The organism is Streptomyces sp. PCS3-D2, from assembly GCF_000612545.2.
Taxonomy (GTDB): Bacteria; Actinomycetota; Actinomycetes; order Streptomycetales; family Streptomycetaceae; genus Streptomyces.
This window is the reverse complement of record NZ_CP097800.1, coordinates 6,539,430-6,557,947: the sequence shown is the minus strand read 5'-3', so window position 1 is coordinate 6,557,947 and position 18,518 is coordinate 6,539,430. Positions and strand designations below refer to the sequence as shown.

The 18,518-nt window shown below is 72.5% G+C and carries 19 protein-coding genes; 10 read left to right on the top strand and 9 right to left on the bottom strand.

The annotated features are described in order from the left end of the window. Positions 1–12 precede the first annotated feature (12 nt). Entirely contained in the window at positions 13–1,611 is a 1,599-nt protein-coding gene (locus AW27_RS29450; RefSeq protein WP_037929025.1) for an ABC transporter substrate-binding protein, read from the bottom strand. A gap of 180 nt (positions 1,612–1,791) precedes the next feature. Here AW27_RS29450 and AW27_RS29445 point away from each other — a divergent pair, with 180 nt between their 5' ends. Together AW27_RS29445 and AW27_RS29440 are read left to right on the top strand one after the other, a co-directional pair. Then, complete coding sequence (locus AW27_RS29445) at positions 1,792–2,748, top strand: fibronectin type III domain-containing protein (protein WP_236647845.1); 957 nt, start codon at positions 1,792–1,794, stop codon at positions 2,746–2,748. Positions 2,749–2,812: 64 nt separating this feature from the next. After that, positions 2,813–4,909, top strand: coding sequence for an ATP-binding protein (locus tag AW27_RS29440; protein WP_078557069.1), 2,097 nt, complete (start codon positions 2,813–2,815; stop codon positions 4,907–4,909). Positions 4,910–5,061: 152 nt separating this feature from the next. Here AW27_RS29440 and AW27_RS29435 read toward each other — a convergent pair whose 3' ends face one another. Further along, a complete protein-coding gene (locus AW27_RS29435; RefSeq protein WP_037929027.1) occupies positions 5,062–5,247 on the bottom strand; it encodes a DUF5999 family protein in 186 nt (61 codons plus the stop codon). A 154-nt stretch (positions 5,248–5,401) separates the two neighbouring features. Here AW27_RS29435 and AW27_RS29430 point away from each other — a divergent pair, with 154 nt between their 5' ends. Continuing rightward, on the top strand, positions 5,402–5,839 hold the full coding sequence (locus tag AW27_RS29430; RefSeq protein ID WP_037929461.1) for an SRPBCC family protein: 438 nt from the start codon (positions 5,402–5,404) through the stop codon (positions 5,837–5,839). A 193-nt stretch (positions 5,840–6,032) separates the two neighbouring features. On the opposite strand, the gene AW27_RS29425 is transcribed toward AW27_RS29430, so the two are convergent. Beyond that, entirely contained in the window at positions 6,033–7,262 is a 1,230-nt protein-coding gene (locus tag AW27_RS29425; RefSeq protein ID WP_037929029.1) for an acyl-CoA dehydrogenase family protein, read from the bottom strand. Positions 7,263–7,476: 214 nt separating this feature from the next. Here AW27_RS29425 and AW27_RS29420 point away from each other — a divergent pair, with 214 nt between their 5' ends. Beyond that, positions 7,477–8,121: a TetR/AcrR family transcriptional regulator gene (locus tag AW27_RS29420; RefSeq protein ID WP_037929031.1), complete on the top strand. Its 645-nt coding sequence runs from the start codon at positions 7,477–7,479 to the stop codon at positions 8,119–8,121. 86 nt (positions 8,122–8,207) lie between these two features. On the opposite strand, the gene def is transcribed toward AW27_RS29420, so the two are convergent. Next, positions 8,208–8,762: a peptide deformylase gene (gene def / locus AW27_RS29415; protein ID WP_037929033.1), complete on the bottom strand. Its 555-nt coding sequence runs from the start codon at positions 8,760–8,762 to the stop codon at positions 8,208–8,210. Between the two features lie 123 nt (positions 8,763–8,885). Here def and AW27_RS29410 point away from each other — a divergent pair, with 123 nt between their 5' ends. From AW27_RS29410 to AW27_RS29385, 6 genes are all read left to right on the top strand, one after another. After that, the gene (locus tag AW27_RS29410) at positions 8,886–10,124 is read left to right on the top strand and encodes a MurT ligase domain-containing protein (protein ID WP_037929035.1); all 1,239 of its coding nucleotides are present in this window, start codon (positions 8,886–8,888) and stop codon (positions 10,122–10,124) included. A 28-nt stretch (positions 10,125–10,152) separates the two neighbouring features. Then, positions 10,153–10,881, top strand: coding sequence for a type 1 glutamine amidotransferase (locus AW27_RS29405; RefSeq protein ID WP_037929037.1), 729 nt, complete (start codon positions 10,153–10,155; stop codon positions 10,879–10,881). Positions 10,882–11,096: 215 nt separating this feature from the next. Continuing rightward, on the top strand, positions 11,097–12,122 hold the full coding sequence (locus AW27_RS29400) for a 6-phosphofructokinase (RefSeq protein ID WP_037929040.1): 1,026 nt from the start codon (positions 11,097–11,099) through the stop codon (positions 12,120–12,122). Positions 12,123–12,234: 112 nt separating this feature from the next. After that, positions 12,235–13,191: a cytochrome c oxidase assembly protein gene (locus AW27_RS29395; RefSeq protein ID WP_037929043.1), complete on the top strand. Its 957-nt coding sequence runs from the start codon at positions 12,235–12,237 to the stop codon at positions 13,189–13,191. Between the two features lie 32 nt (positions 13,192–13,223). After that, on the top strand, positions 13,224–13,382 hold the full coding sequence (locus AW27_RS29390) for a hypothetical protein (protein ID WP_037929045.1): 159 nt from the start codon (positions 13,224–13,226) through the stop codon (positions 13,380–13,382). Positions 13,383–13,464: 82 nt separating this feature from the next. Then, the gene (locus tag AW27_RS29385; RefSeq protein ID WP_037929047.1) at positions 13,465–14,175 is read left to right on the top strand and encodes a lysophospholipid acyltransferase family protein; all 711 of its coding nucleotides are present in this window, start codon (positions 13,465–13,467) and stop codon (positions 14,173–14,175) included. A 106-nt stretch (positions 14,176–14,281) separates the two neighbouring features. Here AW27_RS29385 and AW27_RS29380 read toward each other — a convergent pair whose 3' ends face one another. Genes AW27_RS29380 through AW27_RS29360 form a run of 5 tightly spaced genes read right to left on the bottom strand, consistent with a single transcriptional unit; the run spans position 14,282 to position 18,510 of the window. Continuing rightward, positions 14,282–15,067, bottom strand: coding sequence for an urease accessory protein UreD (locus AW27_RS29380; RefSeq protein WP_037929463.1), 786 nt, complete (start codon positions 15,065–15,067; stop codon positions 14,282–14,284). Next, positions 15,064–15,759, bottom strand: coding sequence for an urease accessory protein UreG (ureG, locus tag AW27_RS29375; protein WP_037929050.1), 696 nt, complete (start codon positions 15,757–15,759; stop codon positions 15,064–15,066). The genes AW27_RS29380 and ureG overlap by 4 nt, the downstream gene beginning before the upstream one ends. 37 nt (positions 15,760–15,796) lie before the next feature. Next, a complete protein-coding gene (locus AW27_RS29370) occupies positions 15,797–16,471 on the bottom strand; it encodes an urease accessory protein UreF (protein WP_037929053.1) in 675 nt (224 codons plus the stop codon). Positions 16,472–16,484: 13 nt separating this feature from the next. Then, positions 16,485–18,206 carry an urease subunit alpha gene (locus AW27_RS29365; protein WP_037929057.1) on the bottom strand — a complete coding sequence of 574 codons (1,722 nt, stop codon included), beginning with the start codon at positions 18,204–18,206 and terminating at the stop codon, positions 16,485–16,487. Further along, entirely contained in the window at positions 18,199–18,510 is a 312-nt protein-coding gene (locus AW27_RS29360) for an urease subunit beta (RefSeq protein WP_037929059.1), read from the bottom strand. The genes AW27_RS29365 and AW27_RS29360 overlap by 8 nt, the downstream gene beginning before the upstream one ends. Between the last annotated feature and the right edge of the window lie 8 nt (positions 18,511–18,518).

The window sequence follows — 18,518 nt, the reverse complement described above, 5'->3', positions numbered from 1 at the left end:
ACTGCGCGTGGCTCACTTCTGCTGGGGCTTCCAGTCCTCGACGTTCCACCAGGGGCCGGTGCCGAGACCGTGGTCGTGCGGCTCCACCTGCGTGCCGGGGCCGTCCCACGCGTCGTTGACGACGTAGAGGTGGTCGATGTGGGTGAGGAAGACATAGCCCGGGTTCTCGGCGAGGCGGCGCTGCACGGTGTCGTACGCGGCCTTGCGCACGGCCGGGTCGGCACTGCGGCGCCCTTCGGCGAGGGCGGCGTCCACGGCCGGGTCGTCGTACCGGGCCATGTTGTTGAAGCCGTCGCCGCCGAGCGAGGAGGTCAGCAGGAGGTACTGGTCGAAGTCCGGGTCGGCCGGTGAGCCGCCGCCCGCGAGGACGGCCTCGGTCTTCATCCGGGGTTCGATGACCTCCCAGGTCCCGGCCTCGGCCTTGACCTCGATGCCGGCCTTCTTCGCGTCGGAGGCGAAGGCGAGGGCGTGGTCCTGGCGGATCTTGTCTCCGGCGGTGTACCAGAGCGGGAAGGACGCGCGGATCCCGTCCTTGGTGCGGATACCGTCGTGCCCCTCCTTCCAGCCGGCGTCGTCGAGGATCTCGCGGGCCCGGTCGAGGTCGTGGCGGCGCTCGGTGCCGGCCGTGAACCACGGGCTGTCGGTGGGCACCGGCCCGAAGGCGGGCTTGCCCGCGCCGTCGAGCAGCCTGTCGACCATGGCCGTGCGGTCGACGGCGATGTCCAGTGCCCGGCGGACGGCGAGGTCGCCGGTGACCTCATGGTGCGTCGGAAGGGTCACGTTGCGGTAGTCGAAGGTCCTGGCGGCGTAGGTGCGGCGCGTGGTGTCCTTGGCGAAGCCCTTGGCCAGGCCGGGGGGCAGGATGGCGCCGTCCAGCTCACCGGAGCGCAGCCTTGTGGCGCGTACGTCGTCGTCCTTGATCACGGCCATGGTGAACTTCTTGACGGCGGGCTCACCGCCCCAGTGGCCGGGGTTGGCCCTGAAGCTGAGCTTCTCGCCCTTGGACCAGGCGGTGAGCACGTAGGGGCCGGTGCCGACCGGCCGCTTGGTGAAGTCGCCGCTGTTGACGTCCTGTCTGCCCGCGATGTGTTCCGGGGCGATGGGCAGCACGGTCCGCTCGGCGAAGGGCGCGTAGGGGTACTTCAGGGTGAAGACGACGGTGTCCTCACCCTTCGCCTCGACGCTCTCGATGGCATCCAGTTCGGTCTTGGAGGCGTTGTTCGTCCCCGGGGCGAGGATGGTCCGGTAGGTGAAGACGACGTCCTTGGCGGAGAAGGGCGCTCCATCGCTGAACGTGACACCCCTGCGCAGCGTGAAGGAGTAGGTGCGCCCGTCCTCGGAGACCTCCGGGAGGGACGCGGCCAGGGCGGGCCGGAGCTTCATGTCGGCGTCGTGCGTGAGCAGACCGTCGAAGATCTTGGAGTTGCCGTCCTTGCCGTAGCCCAGCAGCGGGCTGAGGGTCTCCGGCTCGGTGGCGATGCCGACCACGACCGAGTCCGTACCGGCCGCGCCGCCGACCCCGGCGCCGGGCGTGGAGCAGGCCGCCGCGCCCGTGATGAGTGCGGCGGCCAGTGTCGCCCTGACCGCTCCCCGTACTGTCCGGGCCGTCATGCTCTGCACATCCCTGTTCGCGTTCTTCCGTTATTGCAAAGAGCTGGCAATAATGCCAGACCTGATCAGAAGTCGACGAATCGGGTCACATCACCGACTGACGCCGCACGGGTCTTGTCGTCCTCGCACCTGCCGTGCCATATATGTCTAGACCTTTACTGGAGCCGAGGAAGGCACCCCGTGCGACGCAGCGCCCCCACGCTCGCCCTCTTCCTGATCCCCACCGGCCTCATGGGCCTCACCGCGTGCAGCGCGCCGGACACCGAGCCGCCGTCCGCCCCCAGCGGACTCACCGCCCAGGCCGGCAGCGCCACCACCGTGCACGTCATGTGGGACGCGGCCGCGGATCGCGACGGCGTGACCCGCTACCAGGTCTTCGAGGGCGGACGGCTGGTACGGGAACTCCCGGCCGAGAGGACCATGATGGACGTCACCGGCCTCGTCCCGGGGACCGGCTACTCCTTCACGGTGCGGGCCCGGGACGCCGCCGGGAACCTCTCCGAAGCCGCTCCGGCCGCGCTCGCCACCACCCCGGCGGCGAAGCCCGAGGACCGGACGCCGCCCACCGCACCCGGCGCCACCACCGGCAGCGCGACCGGACCCCGGTCGGCCCGGCTGTCGTGGACCCCGTCGACGGACGACACGGGCGTCACGGCGTATGACGTCTACCAGGGCGGCGCCCGCATCCACACGGCCGGCCCCGGCGACACCGACACCACCCTGACCGGCCTGCGGCCCGACACCGTCTACACCTTCACGGTCCGGGCCCGGGACGGCGCCGACAACTCCTCCCCCGACGGCCCGGCCGTGGACGTGAGCACCCCGCCCGCCTCCGGCGACGGTCCGGGCACCGCCCCCGCCGACCTCACCGCCACCGCCTCGCCGGGCACGGTCACGCTCACCTGGACCGCCCCCGAGACCGGCCGGCCCACCACCGAGTACGAGCTGTACGTCAACGGACGGCCCACGACCGTCATCCAGTTCGGCGCGGGAGCGGTACCGGCCGGCCGGGCGGAACACCGCCTCACGGTGGCCGAGCCCACCGGCACCGAGTGGGCCGTGAAGCTGCGCGCAAGGCTCCCCGACGGCAACTGGGGGGCGTTCTCCGCCGAACGCCGGATCACGCTCGTCGCGTGAACCCGGGGGACCCGATCCGGCCTTAACGGCACGGTGGGATAAGAAGATCACGCAGAATACTCCCGTGTTCGGTGAGTACTCGGTCAATGACAATCAGCCAGATTCCACGGAAGATGCCCCCGGGCCGGGAGCCGGCAGACCGCCGGGCAACCTGCCCGCGGAGCCCGCCGGCTTCATCGGCAGACAGCCCGAACTCCAGCTGCTCGGGAAGCTGTTGCGCGAGCGCAGACTGATCACCCTGACCGGGGTGGGAGGCGTCGGCAAGTCCCGGCTCGCCCTGCGCGCGGTCGCCGGCGCCGACCGGGCCCGGCCCGACGGCGCCTGGTGGGTCGAGCTGTCACCACTGCGCGATCCCGCCCTGCTGACCGCCACCGTCGCGCACGCCGTCGGCCTCGCCGACCACTCCCCCCGCCCCCTCGACGAGGAACTTTGCGCGTGGATGGCCGACAGGGAGCTCCTGCTGGTCCTGGACACCTGCGAGCACCTGGTTCCCGAGTGCCGCCACCTGGCGGGCGAACTCCTGCAGTCGGCACCCGGGTTGACCATCCTGATCACCTCCAGGGAGCCCCTGCGCAGCGCGATCGAAGAGGTCGTCGAGGTCCGCCCGCTGCCCTGCGAAGGACCCGACAGCGACGCCTTGGCCCTCTTCCGCACCCGCGCGCTCGCCGCGACCCCGCGCGCCGCGGCCGTCTTCGCCGACCCGGAGCGGACCGCCGTCGCCGCCGAGGTATGCCGACGCCTCGACGGCATCCCCCTCGCCCTGGAACTCGCCGGCGCCCGGATGCGGTTGTGGACGGTCGAGCAGATGGCCGAGCGGATCGGCGAGCGCTTCGAAATGCTGTCGGACGTCCGCGTCTCCCGGCCGCCCCGGCACCGGACGATGCGGACCACGATCGGCTGGAGCCACGAGCTGTGCGAGCCGCTGGAACGGCTCCTGTGGGCCCGACTCTCGGTGTTCACCGGCGACTTCGACATCGCTGCGGCGCGCGCCGTATGCGCGGGCGGACCACTGCCGGCCGCCCGGGTCGAACGCACGCTCGCCGGTCTCGCCGCCAAGTCCGTGGTCCTGCGCACCGAGGAACGCGGCGCCGGCGCCCGCTACCGGCTGCTGGACACGATCCGCGAGTACGGGCACGACTGGCTGGGCGAGCTCGGCGAGACGCAGCTGGTCGCCGACCGGCACGCCCACTGGTACGCGGCGCTCTCGCACGCCGCCGACCGGGGCTGGATGGGCCCGGGGCAGGTGGACTGGTACCGGAGGATCACCGCCGAGCACGCGCAGTTGCGTACGGCCCTGGAACACCTGCTCGGCGCCGACCCGTCGGCAGCGCTGGAGATGGCCGGGGCGCTGTGGTTCTACTGGTTCGCGTGCGGGCACGTGCACGAGGGCCGCGCCTTCCTGGAACGGGCCCTGCGGCTCGCCCCTCGCACCGGGCTCGCCCACAACCAGGCCCGGTGGGCCCTCGGGCTCACCATGGTCCTCCAGGGCGACATGGACGAGGCGCGGCGCCTCGGCGAGGAGTGCGCCCGGGACGCGGCCCACCTGGCCGACCCCGAGCGGGAGTTGCGCGCCGCCTACCTGCACGCGGCGTCGGTCCTGATGCCGGGCGACCCGGTACGGGCCCTGCGGCTGGCCGGCCCGCAGGCCCGTGCCGCCCATGGCGGGCGCACCACCGGACCGGGCTGGCTCCTGTGCAAGCTGGCCACCGGATACTCCCTGTGCGCGCTGGGACGCTTCGAGGAGGCGGCCGAGGAGGCGCACTCGCTGCGGGAGGCCTGCGCGGAGCTGGGCGAGCGCTGGATGCGGGCGTACGCGGACTACGTCCTGGCGGTGGCCGCGCTGGGCCTGGGCGACCACGGGGAGGCCGCACGCCACGTACGGGCCATGCTTTCCGGGAAGCGGCTCCTCGGCGACCGGCTGGGCATCGCGCTCGGCCTGGACCTGCTGGCCGCAGCGGTGGCCGGACTGGGCGACGGCGAGCTGGCGGCGCGCCTGCTGGGCACCGGGCACGCCTGGTGGCGCACGGTGGGCCGACCGCAGATGGGCTCGCCCTCGCTGACGGCCGTACGGGACCGGAGCGAACGGCAGGCGCGGGCGGCGATCGGAGACGCCGCCTTCGAGGCGGCGTTCCGGGGCGGGGCGGCGGCGCCCACGGGCTGAACCCGGCCCGTGGACGGCGCGCTGTGTAACCGCGTCGGGGCTCCCGTCAGTACGGGAGGGGTCTGCCCGACGGTGTGCGCAGGTCCAGGTCTCGGGGAGCGGGCTTGGGGACGGGCTTTCGGATCAGCTGCTGGCGCATGCTGCCTCCTCGCTCAGACCAGGGCCGGGCGGCGGGGGTCCACCGCACGGCTGTCGGGGAGCAGTTCACCGGTGTCGTCGAAGATCACGACTCCGTTGCAGAGCAGACTCCATCCCTGTTCGGGGTGGGAGGCCACGGTGCGGGCGGCGTCGTGGTCGGCGCTGTCGGCGGCTGGGCAGGGGGGCTGGTGGGAGCACATGGCGCACCTCCTCGCGATGTGGGGCGGGAGGGCCGGTGGTCACCCGGTCGTACCGCGATCCACGGTGGCGGCGAGTATTACCGATCGCCACCCCTGGACGGAACCCGTATTCGCCGTCCAGTTCACGGTGTGTATGCCCGATTACGATGCGCTCATGCCCGTTATCCGGATCGTTCACCGTACGTCCGCGCCCGTCGCCGAGGCGTGGTCGAGGCTCACGGACTGGGAGCGCCACGGGGCGCAGGTCCCCCTCACGCGGACGATCATCGAGAGTCCGCCGCCGACGCACGCGGGAACGATCTTCACGGCCCGCACGGGTGTGGGAAGGATCACCTTCGACGACAGGATGGAGGTCGTGGTCTGGCGGCCGCCGGTGTCCGAGGCGGCGGGCCTCGTCCGGCTGGAGAAGCGCGGCCGGGCGGTGACGGGCTGGGCGGAGATCGAGATCCACTCCCTACCGGCGGGTGGTTCGGAGGTCCACTGGCGCGAGGAACTGCACCTGCGCGGCCTCCCCCGCGCCCTGGACCCCCTGGTGGCGGCCGTCGGCCGTCGCGTCTTCGGCCGCGCCATCACCCGGCTGCTGGCCGTCTGAGGAGCCGGCCGGGTCCTGCGTGATCATCGCACCGCTACGCACCCGACGGCGGACGCGCGGCGGCCGGAACGCAACGGCCCCGAGCCCGCAGCCGGGCGGCCGGGACGCAGCGGTGCGGGCCCGCCCGCACCCGCACCGCCTCATCCCAGCCCGCCTCGTATCCCGGCCCCGCTTCGTCCGGTCCCGTCCCGCGTCAGCGGATCGGGATGCCGGAGATCGTGCGCGCGATCACCAGCCGCTGGATCTCACTGGTGCCCTCGAAGATCGTGTAGATCGCGCTGTCCCGGTGCATCCGCTCGACCGGGTACTCGCGGGTGAAGCCGTTGCCACCGAGGATCTGCACGGCCTGGGCGGTGACCTTCTTGGAGACCTCGCTCGCGAACAGCTTGGACATCGAACCCTCGGCCGATTCGAACGGCCGGCCCGCGACCGCCATCCAGGACGCCCGCCACACCAGCAGCCGGGCGGCGTCGATCTGGGTGCGCATGTCGGCGAGCTGGAAGGCCACCCCCTGGTTGTCGATGATCGGGCGGCCGAACTGCGTACGGGTCTTCGCGTAGTCGAGAGCGACCTCGTACGCGGCGCGCGCGGTGCCCACGGCCATCGCGCCGACGGCCGGCCGGGAGGCCTCGAAGGTGGCCATGGCCGCGTTCTTGACGCGCTCGCCCCCGCCGCTGCGGGCCCGCTCGCGGGCCCGGGCGAGGCGCTCGTCCAGCTTCTCCTTGCCGCCGAGCAGGCAGTTTCCGGGGATCCGCACGTCCTCCAGGACCACCTCGGCGGTGTGGGAGGCGCGGATGCCGTGCTTCTTGAACTTCTGCCCCTGGGACAGCCCGGGGGTGCCCGGCGGCACGATGAAGGACGCGTGCCCCTTGGTCCCCAGCTCCGGGTCGACGACGGCCACGACGATGTGGACGTTGGCGATCCCGCCGTTGGTGGCCCAGGTCTTGGTGCCGTTGAGCACCCACTCGTCCTTCGCCTGGTCGTAGACCGCGCGGGTGCGCATCGAGCCGACGTCCGAGCCTGCGTCCGGCTCGGAGGAGCAGAAGGCGGCGACCTTCACGTCGTCGGGGGTGCCGTACATCTGGGGGATCCAGGTGCCGATCTGCTCCTCGGTGCCGTTGGCCACGACGCCGATGGCCGCGAGCCCGGTGCCGACGATGGAGAGCGCGATGCCGGCGTCGCCCCAGAAGAGCTCCTCCATGGCCATCGGGATGCCGAGCCCGGTCGGGTCGAAGTACTGCTGGGCGTAGAAGTCCAGCGAGTAGATGCCGACCTTGGCGGCCTCCTGGATGACGGGCCACGGAGTCTCTTCGCGCTCGTCCCATTCGGCGGCGGCGGGTCGCATCACATCGGCCGCGAAGCCGTGGATCCAGTCCCGCACCTGCTTCTGGTCGTCGTTCAGCTCCATGGTGAACTCCGCCATGTCCCCTCCACCTGTCCGTACTCGTCACTCCAGGGGTTACTAGCGGTAACCCATCCGGGGGGCACAGTCTGTTACCGGCGAGTAAGCACTGTCAAGCGCGAGCGATTCGGTCGACGGCTGCCCGGTCGTGTCCGCCGATTCGATCGCCGGGGCGCCCCGGGTGTTACGTTGCGTGGGCGTCAGGCACATCGCAAGGGCGGGGAGAGAACACGTCATGGAGACCACGCAGCAGACCGGCGAACCCGGAGCGGCCGAGCGCCGCCGGCGGGAGCTGCTCGAAGCCGCCGACCGGGTCGTGCTCAGGGACGGCCCCAAGGCCTCCATGAACGCCATCGCGGCCGAGGCGGGCATCACCAAGCCCATCCTGTACCGGCACTTCGGGGACAAGGCGGGCCTCTACCAGGCACTCGCCGTCCGGCACACCGACGCCCTGCTCGGCTCGCTCCGGGCGGCGCTGGACGCCCCGGCCGAGCGGCGCCGGCGGGTGGAATCGACCCTCGACACCTACCTGGCCGCCATCGAGGCCCGCCCGCAGGTGTACCGCTTCCTGATGCACCCCGCGGAGGACTCGCACACCACCGAACGGGGCTTCGACGTCGGCCTGCACTCGGCGCCCCTGCTGCGCAGGCTCGGGGAGGAGCTGGCCCAGGTGATCAGCGAGCGGGTGGACCTCGGCCCCGGCGGGGAGCAGCTGGCCCGGGTCTGGGGCCACGGCATCGTCGGCATGATGCACGCGGCCGGCGACTGGTGGCTGGGTGAACGCCCCTGCGGCCGCGCGGACCTGGTCGCGGGCCTCACCGACCTGCTCTGGGGTCGCCTCGCCACCGCCGGCAACCGCGAGGACGGCCCCGGCTTCTGACCCGTCCGGGCCCGCCGAGGCCGACGGGGTGGCCGGTTGGCGGGGCCTAGGGCGTGGCGGGGCAGGCCGCCCTCGGGGAAGATCCGTCAGCCGCGCTGCGCATCGGCCCCCCAGGGGGCCTTCGCGATCGCCCGGCGCAGACGGCGGGCCCGCATGCCGGTCACCCGGTCCGCGTACACCGTCCCGTCGAGGTGGTCGCACTCGTGTTGGAGGCAGCGCGCGAAGAACCCGGTACCGGAGACCCGCACGGGCGCGCCGTCCGAGGTGACCCCCTCCACCACCGCGTGGTCGAAGCGGGCCGTGCCCGCCTCCAGGCCCGGCAGGGACAGGCAGCCCTCGGGCCCGACGAACTCGTCCCCGTCGGCCGCCACCAGACGCGGGTTGACGACGTGCCCGACGTGCCGTACGTCTTCATCATCGGGACAGTCGTAGACGAACACCCGCTGGGCGACTCCGATCTGGTTCGCGGCGAGGCCGACCCCCTCGGCGGCGTACATCGTCGCGAACATGTCCTCGACGAGCCGGTCGAGGGAGGGGCCGAACTCGGTGACCTCCGGGCAGGGTGAGTGGAGCACCGGATCACCCAGCAGGCTCATGGTGCGGACGAGGCCGGTGGTACCGGGGATCAGGCGCTGTCGCATGGCCGTAAGCGTACGACGGGCGGTCGCGGGAGGAGATCGACGGCGGGGCGGGGGCGCCGCGGTCAAGGCTGCGACAGGTACTGGATAGGCTGGGGCCGACCGACGCTAGGAGGACAAGGGACGATGGCAGGCAACACGGAGCCGCTTTCGCCGCGGGCCAAGCTGGCCGTGACGGCGGGCAAGGCCGCGGCGGCGGTGTCGCGGGCCGCGGGACGCGGAAGCGGATCGGTGATCGGAGGCAAGGTCGCTCTCAGGCTCGACCCCGATCTTCTCGGCGCGCTGGCGCAACACCTCGACGTCGTCCTCGTCTCCGCGACGAACGGCAAGACCACGACGACCCGACTGATCGCCGAGGCCCTGCGGGCCAGCGGTCCGGTCGTCTCCAACGCCCTGGGCGCCAATATGCCCGCGGGCATCACCTCGGCACTCGCCGGCGGCTCGGATGCCAAGTACGGCGTCATCGAGGTCGACGAGAAGTACCTGGCCGGAGTGGCCCGGGACGTCACCCCCAAGGTGATCGCCCTGCTCAACCTCTCCCGCGACCAGCTCGACCGCGCCGCCGAGACCCGCATGCTGGCGGAGAAGTGGCGGGAGGGCCTCCAGGGCTCCAAGGCGGCCATCGTCGCCAACTGCGACGACCCGCTGATCGTCTGGGCCGCCTCCTCCTCGCAGAACGTGGTGTGGGTCGCGGCTGGTCAGGAGTGGAAGGACGACGCCTGGTCGTGTCCCTCCTGCGGCGGTGTCATGCAGCGCCCCGGCGACGACTGGTTCTGCGGCGAGTGCGGCTTCCGCCGCCCGACCCCGACGTGGGTGCTCTCCGGCGACCACGTGCTGGACCCGCACGGCTCGGCCTGGCCGATCCACCTCCAGCTGCCCGGCCGCGCCAACAAGGCCAACGCCGCCACCTCGGCCGCCGTGGCCGCCGTCTTCGGCGTCCCGCCGCAGGTCGCGCTGGAGCGGATGTACCAGGTGCAGGCGGTCGCCGGCCGCTACGACGTGGTCCACTTCCAGGGCCGCGAGCTGCGCCTCCTGCTCGCGAAGAACCCCGCGGGCTGGCTCGAAACGTTTTCGCTGATCGACCCGCCGCCCGCCCCGGTGATCCTCTCCGTGAACGCGCGCGGCGCCGACGGTACCGACACCTCCTGGTTGTGGGACGTCGACTACCCGCGCCTGGCCGGTCACCCGATCTTCGTGATCGGCGACCGCAAGCTGGACCTCGCCGTCCGCCTGGAGGTCGCCGGCCTGGACTTCCGGGTGTGCGAGACCATCGACGAGGCCGTGCAGCTCGCACCGCCCGGGCAGATCGAGCTGATCGCCAACTACACCGCCTTCCAGGACGTGCGCCGCCGCGTCGGCAACTAGTACTCATACCCCCAGAGGACACACGAGCATGAGCGACAACAGCCTGCGTCTGGTGTGGGTCTACCCCGACCTGCTCAGCACGTACGGAGACCAGGGCAACGCCCTCGTGGTGGAGCGCCGGGCCCGCCAGCGCGGCCTGGACGTGCAGCGCGTGGACGTGCGCAGCGACCAGCCCATCCCCACCTCGGGCGACATCTACCTGATCGGCGGCGGCGAGGACCGGCCTCAGCGCCTGGCGGCGGAGCGGCTGCTGCGCGACGGCGGCCTGGAGCGCGCCGTCTCCAACGGCGCGATCGTCTTCTCCGTCTGCGCCGGGTACCAGATCCTGGGCCAGGAGTTCGTCAACGACCAGGGCCACCGTCAGGAGGGCCTCGGCCTGCTCGACGTCGTCACCGTGCGCGGTGAGGGCGAGCGGTGCGTCGGCGACGTCCTCGCGGACATCGACCCGCGCCTGGGCCTGCCGCAGCTGACCGGCTTCGAGAACCACCAGGGCGTCACCCACCTCGGCCCGACGGCGAAGCCGTTCGCACGGGTGACGATGGGCCGCGGCAACGGCACCGGCGACGGTACCGAAGGCGCCTACAACGACACGGTGTTCGGGACGTACATGCACGGTCCGGTGATGGCCCGCAACCCGCAGATCGCGGACCTGCTGCTGAAGCTGGCCCTGGACGTGAACGCGCTCCCGGCCATGGACGACCGGTGGTACGAGGCGCTGCGCGCGGAGCGCATCGCGGCTGCCACGCAGCCCGCGTAGCAGCCGGGCGAACCGCTCATCAGGGCGACCCCCGCATCATGTGTTCGGCCCGGTTTTCCCTTGGGGGGACCGGGCCGACGTCGTTTTGTACGAGGAGTGCGACCAGCATGTGGAGGATGGTTCAGCGCACTGCTAAACCGCTTGTAGGGTGGCCGTAGTTCCAACCGGACGACGTGGTCCGGTCGCCGGCCCACGTTGCAAAGGTCTCTTCTGCCATGCGCATAGGTGTGCTCACTTCCGGTGGCGACTGCCCCGGCCTCAACGCCGTCATCCGCTCCGTCGTGCACCGTGCCGTCGTCGATCACGGCGACGAGGTGATCGGCTTCCACGACGGCTGGAAGGGCCTGCTGGAGGCGGACTACCGCAAGCTCGACCTCGATGCCGTCGCCGGCATCCTGGCCCGCGGCGGCACCATCCTCGGATCCTCCCGGGTCCAGCCCGCGCACCTGCGCGACGGCGTCGAGCGTGCCCGCGGGCACGTCGCCGACCTCGGGCTCGACGCGATCATCCCGATCGGCGGCGAGGGCACCCTGAAGGCCGCGAACCTGCTCTCCCAGGCCGGCCTGCCCATCGTCGGCGTCCCGAAGACGATCGACAACGACATCTCCTCCACCGACGTCACCTTCGGCTTCGACACCGCCGTCGGGGTCGCCACGGAGGCGCTGGACCGGTTGAAGACCACCGCCGAGTCGCACCAGCGCGTGATGGTCGTCGAGGTCATGGGGCGCCACACGGGGTGGATCGCCCTGCACTCGGGCATGGCGGCCGGCGCGCACGCCATCGTCGTGCCGGAGCGCCCCTTCGACATCGACGAGCTGACGGCGATCGTCGGCGAGCGCTTCTCCGCGGGCAAGCGGTTCGCGATCGTCGTCGTCGCCGAGGGCGCCAAGCCCCGGCCGGGCTCGATGGCCTTCGAGGAGCGGGGCAAGGACATCTACGGCCACGAGCGGTTCGCCGGCATCGGCACCCTGCTCGCCGTCGAGTTGGAGAACCGCCTGGGCAAGGAGGCCCGGCCGGTGATCCTGGGCCATGTCCAGCGCGGCGGCACGCCCACCGCGTACGACCGGGTCCTCGCCACCCGGTTCGGGTGGCACGCGGTGGAGGCGGCGCACCGGGGCGAGTTCGGCATGCTCACCGCGCTGCGCGGGACCGACATCGAGATGGTGCCGCTCGCCGAGGCGACCTCCACCCTCAAGACCGTCCCGGCCGAGCGCTACGCCGAGGCCCAGACGGTTCTCTGACGGTTCTCCCGCCCCTGCCCGACGTCCCTTTTGTGACAGACCGCCCCCGCGCGCACGAGCGTACGGGGGCGGCACTACTGTGGTGGGGCAGCACAGTCGAGGGAGTGAACAGATGGACCACAGCGGGCACGGCATGGACCTGCACATGGACTTGCCGCCGTTCACTCTCGGGCGCGGACTGGAGTTCTCCTTCGACGCGTTCTTCCTGTTCGGCTCCCTGCTCGGGCTGGCGCTGTACGGGTGGGGCGTGCTGCGGCTGCGCCGGCGAGGGGACTCCTGGGCGCCGGGCCGCACCATCGCCTTCACGTTGGGCGTGCTGACCGTGCTCCTCGTGATGTGCACCAGGCTGAACGACTACGGCATGGTGATGTTCAGCGTGCACATGGTCCAGCACATGGTGATCAGCATGGTCACCCCGATCCTGGTGCTGCTGGGCGCCCCGGTGACGCTGGCCCTGCGCGCCCTGCCGCCCGCCGCCCGCGGGCGCAAGGGGCCGCGCGAGCTCCTGCTGGCGCTGCTGCACAGCCGGTACATGCGGGTGATCACCCATCCGGCGTTCACGATCCCGATGTTCATCGCCAGCCTCTACGCGCTGTACTTCACCCCGCTCTTCGACTTCCTGATGGAGAGCCGGGCCGGGCACATCTCGATGATGGTCCACTTCTTCGCCGTCGGTCTGATCTTCTTCTGGCCGATCATGGGCATCGACCCCGGTCCGCACCGTCCGGGCTATGTCATGCGGATGCTGGAGCTCTTCGCGGGCATGCCCTTCCACGCCTTCTTCGGCATCGCCCTGATGATGGCGAGCCAGCCGATGATCAAGACGTACGCGAACCCGCCCGCATCCCTCGGCATCGATCCGCTGCTCGACCAGCAGTGGGGCGGCGGCATCGCCTGGGCCTTCAGCGAGATCCCCTCGGTACTGGTCCTGATCGCCCTGATCTACCAGTGGTACCACTCCGAGCAGCGGACCGCGAAGCGCTCCGACCGGGCCGCGGACCGCAACGGCGACCGGGAGCTGGAGGCGTACAACGCGTATCTCGCCTCGCTTCAGGCGCGTGGCCGGTAGCGCGATCCCGCTCCGGCGCGCCACCATGGGGCATGACCGGATCCGTTAAGGCGATGGCAGTGATGACCTTCGCCGCACTGGTGGCCGTCGCCACGTACTCGGTGGTCCTCGGCAGCAACGGCTGGCTGTGGTTCGGCTGGGTGGTGCTGGGGCTTCTGACCGCCGGGATGGCCGCCTCACGCAGTACCTGAGGAAGGCCGCCGCCGCCCCTCGTCCCGGAGCTCACCGTCCGTAAAATGGCCGTGACGACGGGATACCGACAGGAGCGGCCTGGTGTTCTACCACTTGCTCAAGCACGTGCTCCTCGGACCTCTGCTGAGGCTGCTGTTCCGGCCGCGGATCGAGGGGCTGGAGAACGTCCCCGCGCAGGGCGCCGCGATCGTCGCGGGCAATCACCTGTCGTTCTCCGACCACTTCCTGATGCCCGCGATCCTGGCGCGTCGGATCACCTTCCTCGCGAAGGCCGAGTACTTCACCGGTCCGGGAGTCAAGGGCCGGCTGACCGCGGCGTTCTTCCGCAGCGCCGGGCAGATCCCGGTGGACCGGTCCGGCAAGGACGCCGGCCGGGCCGCCCTGCGCGAGGGGCTGGGCGTGCTGGCCAGGGGCGAGCTGCTGGGCATCTACCCGGAGGGCACCCGCTCGCACGACGGCCGGCTGTACAAGGGCAAGGCGGGGGTGGCCGCGATGGCCCTGGGCGCCGGGGTGCCGGTCATCCCCTGCGCGATGGTGGGAACCTTCGAGATCCAGCCGCCCGGCCAGAAGATCCCCAACATCCGGCGGGTGACGATCCGCTTCGGTGAGCCGCTGGACTTCTCCCGGTACGCCGGCATGGAGGGCGAGCGCGCCGTCCTGCGGGCGGTCACCGACGAGATCATGTACGCGATCCTCGGCCTTTCCGGGCAGGAGTACGTCGACCGGTACGCGGCCGAGGTGAAGGCCGAGGAGGAGCAGGCGCGCAAGAGGGCCCGGCGCAGCACGCGCTGAGCCTGCCCCTCCTCACGGGTCTGCGCCGCGGCGGCCGAACGGCCGGGTACGGCCGGGTACGGCCGACGGTGGCCGGGTACGGCCGACGGTGGCCGGGTCGTCCGCGTCAGCGGTGATAGGTACGGCAGGCCGCGTCGAGGACCTCGCGCAGCCGGAGGGCGTCCCCGGCCAGGGCCGTCACCAGGACGGCCGGACCCGCGAGCGGGGTCGCGACGGCGCACTCTCCCAGCACCGCGGCCGGCGGCGGGTCCTGCGCGAAGGCGGGGTCCACGACGAGGAGCTGGCCGACGGCCCGGTGTCCGGCGAGGCCGGCCGGGCCGTCCCAGCCGCCGGGTGCGCCGGGGCCGCAGGCGAGCTCCTGGTCCAGCAGCGGGCGGCCGCCGTGGGTGACGGTGAGGCGGCTGCGCAGCAGACCGGGCGGCTCCCCGTGGCGTCCCAGCGCCTGCTCCTCGCGCAGCAGCAGGCGCGCGGTAGGGGCCAGCCGGACCTGGGTGCGCACCCGCAGGTCACTGCCGCGGACCGAGACGAGCGGCTCCGGCAGCCACCGCACCGAGGCATCGTCGTCCAGGTCCAGCTCCACGTCGTAGCGGGCGGGTTCGCCGTCCCGGCCGGGCAGGGCCAGGGTGGCCGCCGCCGAGGCCAGGGACAGCCGGGCCCCGGGTCCTGCGGTGGCGCGGACCGTGAGGTGGTCGCCGCCCAGCGGGGCGCTCATCGCTCCGACGAGGACGACCCCCGCCTCGGCCTCCCGGCCGCGGGTGCGGCGCAGGGCGAGCGGGCCCTCCCCGGCCAGCAGGGGCAGCGCGGTCCCGCCCCGCCCGTCGGCCACGGCGTGGATGCGGGCGGTGGCCCGTACTCCGGCGGCGGGCCGGGGGGCGGGGGGCGCCGTGGTCACCGTGCGGTCCAGGCGGCGATCCGCTCCCGGACCCATCCGGCGACCGGGGCCACGCCTTCGGGGCCGCGCAGCGACTGGAAGGCGACGGGCAGGTCTCCGCGCTGTTCGGCGGCGTCGCGGGCCATCCGACCGAGGTCGGATCCGACATGCGGGGCGAGGTCGGTCTTGTTGACGATGAGGAGGTCGGCGGTGGTGACGCCGGGCCCGCCCTTGCGCGGGATGTCGTCACCGCCGGCCACGTCGATGACGAAGATCTGGGCGTCGACGAGGCCCCGGGAGAAGGTGGCCGTGAGGTTGTCGCCGCCGGACTCGACGAGGATCAGATCCAGCGGGGCGTGTCCGCGGAAGGCCTCCTCCAGTTCTTCCACGGCCTCCAGGTTGGCGGAGATGTCGTCCCGGATGGCGGTGTGGGGGCAGGCCCCGGTCTCCACGGCGCTGATCCGCTCCGGTGGCAGGACCGCCTCGCGGAGCAGGAACTCGGCGTCCTCGCGGGTGTAGATGTCGTTGGTGACGACCGCCATGGAGAGGTCGGTGCGCAGGGCGCGGCACAAGGCGGCGACGGTGGCGGTCTTGCCGGAGCCGACGGGGCCGCCGAGGCCGATGCGCAGGGCGCGCCGGGTGCCGTCGGCGCGCAGCGGTTCGGCACTGTGGGTGTGCCGGTGGGTGGGGGTGACGGCGTGGTCGAGGTGCATCGGGGGCTCCCGGGGGTCGAAGGGGTGCGGCGGTCGGTCAGGAGGCGAACAGCCGGACCGGCCAGTCGGCATGGACCTCGGCCGTGATCTCCAGCAGCGGCGAGGAGGCCGCGGGCAGGGCTCCTGGCCCGTCCAGCAGGGCCTGGTGGGCGGCCTCGGCGGCCCGGGCCGCGACCGCGTCGAGCTGGGGGGCGAGTCGGGCCAGCACCCCGCTCGCCTCGAAGGGGTCCAGGCCCAGCAGCCGCACGGTGGCGGTCGCCGGTCCGCCGACGCTCTCGTACGCCGCCACGTGGGCGGCGTCGAGCGGCCCGAGCCCGGCCGCCCGGGCGGTGAGGCCGAGCACGACGGGCTGGTGGGCGCCGCGCGGGAACGCCGCGGCCAGCTGCTCCAGGCCGGGGTCGGGCCAGGTGGCCCGCGCGGCCCGCAGCAGCTGGCGGCCCAGCCGCCGCGCCGCGGTGCGCAAGGCGGGCGACGGGGTGCGGGCGTCGGCCGCGGAGTCGAGCACGGCGGGGTCGAGCCCGACGGCGGCCGCCGCGGCGAGGGCCGCCGCGGTGAGCCCGGCGGTGTGCAGCCGGCCGCGGCAGAAGTCCTCCAGGGTGGCGGCGTCGTGGATCCGGCCGGCCTTGCAGGCGGCCTCGGCCCCGCCGGAGTGGGCGTGGCCGCCTGCGGGGAACCGGCCGTCCGCGAGGACGAGGAGCGCGGCGAGGCTCATGTGGCGGACCCCATCAGAAGAGGAAGTAGCGCTGGGCCATGGGCAGTTCCGCGGCGGGCGCCGGTTCGATCGCTTCGCCGTCGATGGTGACGGTGAAGGTGTCGGCGTCGACCTCGACCCGCGGCATGGCGTCGTTGTTGCGCATGTCCGCCTTGGTCACCTTCCGCGTGTTCTCTATGGCGGTGAACCGCTTGCCGAGTCCGAGCCGTTCGGGCAGGCCGTCGTCGAGCGCGGCCTGGGCCGTGAAGTTCAGCGAGTTCAGGCCGGGGGCGCGGCCGTGGCTGCCGAACATCGGCCGGGGCAGGACGGGCTGCGGGGTGGGGATGGAGGCGTTCGCGTCGCCCATCTGCGCGTAGGCGATCTGGCCGCCCTTGATGACGAGCTCGGGCTTGACGCCGAAGAAGGCAGGGTTCCACAGCACCAGGTCGGCGAGTTTGCCGGTCTCGACCGAGCCGACGTCGCGGGCGATCCCCTGGGCCACGGCGGGGTTGATCGTGTACTTGGCGACGTAGCGGCGGGCCCGGTGGTTGTCGGCGGGTCCGTCGCCGGGGAGGAATCCGCGTCGCCGCTTCATCACGTGGGCGGTCTGCCAGGTGCGCAGCACGACCTCGCCGACACGGCCCATGGCCTGGGAGTCGGAGGAGATGATGGAGATGGCGCCGAGGTCGTGCAGCACGTCCTCGGCGGCGATCGTCGAGGGTCGGATGCGGGACTCGGCGAAGGCGAGGTCCTCGGGGACGGCCGGGTTGAGGTGGTGGCAGACCATCAGCATGTCGAGGTGTTCCTCGACGGTGTTGACGGTGTGCGGCCGGGTGGGGTTGGTGGAGCTGGGCAGGACGTTCGGCTCGGAGACCACGGTGATGATGTCGGGTGCGTGCCCGCCGCCCGCGCCCTCGGTGTGGTAGGAGTGGATGGTCCGCCCGGCGATGGCCGCGAGGGTGTCGGCGACGAAGCCCGCCTCGTTGAGCGTGTCGGTGTGGATGGCGACCTGGGCGCCGGTCTCGTCGCAGACGCCGAGGCAGGCGTCGATGGCCGCGGGGGTGGCTCCCCAGTCCTCGTGGATCTTGAATCCGAGGGCTCCGCCCCGCAGCTGGGAGTGCATCGCCTCGCGCGAGGTGGTGTTGCCCTTGCCGAGGAGGCCGATGTTGACCGGGTAGGCCTCCAGCGCCGCGAACATCCGGGCCAGGTGCCAGGGGCCGGGGGTGACGGTGGTGGCCTTGGTGCCCTCGGCCGGTCCGGTACCGCCGCCGACCAGGGTGGTGATCCCGGAGGCGAGGGCCTCGTCGACGACGGTCGGGGAGATGAAGTGCACGTGGGCGTCGATGGCCCCGGCGGTGACGATCTTCCCGTTGCCCGCGATGATCTCGGTCTCGGGACCGATGACCAGTGCCGGGTCGACGCCGTCCATGGTGTCGGGGTTGCCGGCCTTGCCGATGCCGCAGATCCGACCGTCGCGGATGCCGAGGTCGGCCTTGACGATGCCCCAGTGGTCGAGGATCACGACCCCGGTGATCACCGTGTCGGGTGCGCCCTCGGCGCGGGTGGTGCGGGCCTGGCCCATGGATTCGCGGATGACCTTGCCGCCGCCGAAGACGGCTTCGTCGCCGGAGCGGCCGGGGCCGCCGCCGAGGTCCTGCTCGATCTCGACGAAGAGGTCGGTGTCGGCGAGCCGGATCCGGTCGCCGGTCGTCGGCCCGAAGAGGTCGGCGTACACCTGGCGGGAGATCTCAGCCATCGAGCGGCCCTCCGGTCTCGCCGCGCAGTCCCGGTACGGTCCGCGAGCCCGCCAGCGGGACGAGTTCCACCGCCGCCGGGATGCCCGGCTCGAAGCGGACGGCCGTACCGGCGGGGACGTTGAGGCGCAGCCCGTGGGCCGCGGCACGGTCGAAGTCGAGGCCGGGGTTGGCCTCGGCGAAGTGGTAGTGGGAGCCGACCTGGACGGGCCGGTCGGCGGAGTTGAGCACGGTGAGACGGGTGACGGGGCGGCCCTCGTTGAGCAGTACCGGGCCCTCCCCGAAGGCGATTTCGCCGGGGATCATGCGGGGGT

Coding starts and splice junctions, on each gene's coding strand:
- AW27_RS29450 (WP_037929025.1), bottom strand. CDS start 1,611: ATGACGGCCCGGACAGTACGGGGAGCGGTCAGGGCGACACTGGCCGCC.
- AW27_RS29410 (WP_037929035.1), top strand. CDS start 8,886: ATGGCAGGCAACACGGAGCCGCTTTCGCCGCGGGCCAAGCTGGCCGTG.
- AW27_RS29360 (WP_037929059.1), bottom strand. CDS start 18,510: ATGATCCCCGGCGAAATCGCCTTCGGGGAGGGCCCGGTACTGCTCAAC.
- AW27_RS29405 (WP_037929037.1), top strand. CDS start 10,153: ATGAGCGACAACAGCCTGCGTCTGGTGTGGGTCTACCCCGACCTGCTC.
- AW27_RS29395 (WP_037929043.1), top strand. CDS start 12,235: ATGGACCACAGCGGGCACGGCATGGACCTGCACATGGACTTGCCGCCG.
- AW27_RS29425 (WP_037929029.1), bottom strand. CDS start 7,262: ATGGCGGAGTTCACCATGGAGCTGAACGACGACCAGAAGCAGGTGCGG.
- AW27_RS29370 (WP_037929053.1), bottom strand. CDS start 16,471: ATGAGCCTCGCCGCGCTCCTCGTCCTCGCGGACGGCCGGTTCCCCGCA.
- AW27_RS29435 (WP_037929027.1), bottom strand. CDS start 5,247: ATGTGCTCCCACCAGCCCCCCTGCCCAGCCGCCGACAGCGCCGACCAC.
- AW27_RS29430 (WP_037929461.1), top strand. CDS start 5,402: ATGCCCGTTATCCGGATCGTTCACCGTACGTCCGCGCCCGTCGCCGAG.
- def (WP_037929033.1), bottom strand. CDS start 8,762: ATGCGACAGCGCCTGATCCCCGGTACCACCGGCCTCGTCCGCACCATG.
- AW27_RS29420 (WP_037929031.1), top strand. CDS start 7,477: ATGGAGACCACGCAGCAGACCGGCGAACCCGGAGCGGCCGAGCGCCGC.
- AW27_RS29365 (WP_037929057.1), bottom strand. CDS start 18,206: ATGGCTGAGATCTCCCGCCAGGTGTACGCCGACCTCTTCGGGCCGACG.
- AW27_RS29390 (WP_037929045.1), top strand. CDS start 13,224: ATGACCGGATCCGTTAAGGCGATGGCAGTGATGACCTTCGCCGCACTG.
- ureG (WP_037929050.1), bottom strand. CDS start 15,759: ATGCACCTCGACCACGCCGTCACCCCCACCCACCGGCACACCCACAGT.
- AW27_RS29400 (WP_037929040.1), top strand. CDS start 11,097: ATGCGCATAGGTGTGCTCACTTCCGGTGGCGACTGCCCCGGCCTCAAC.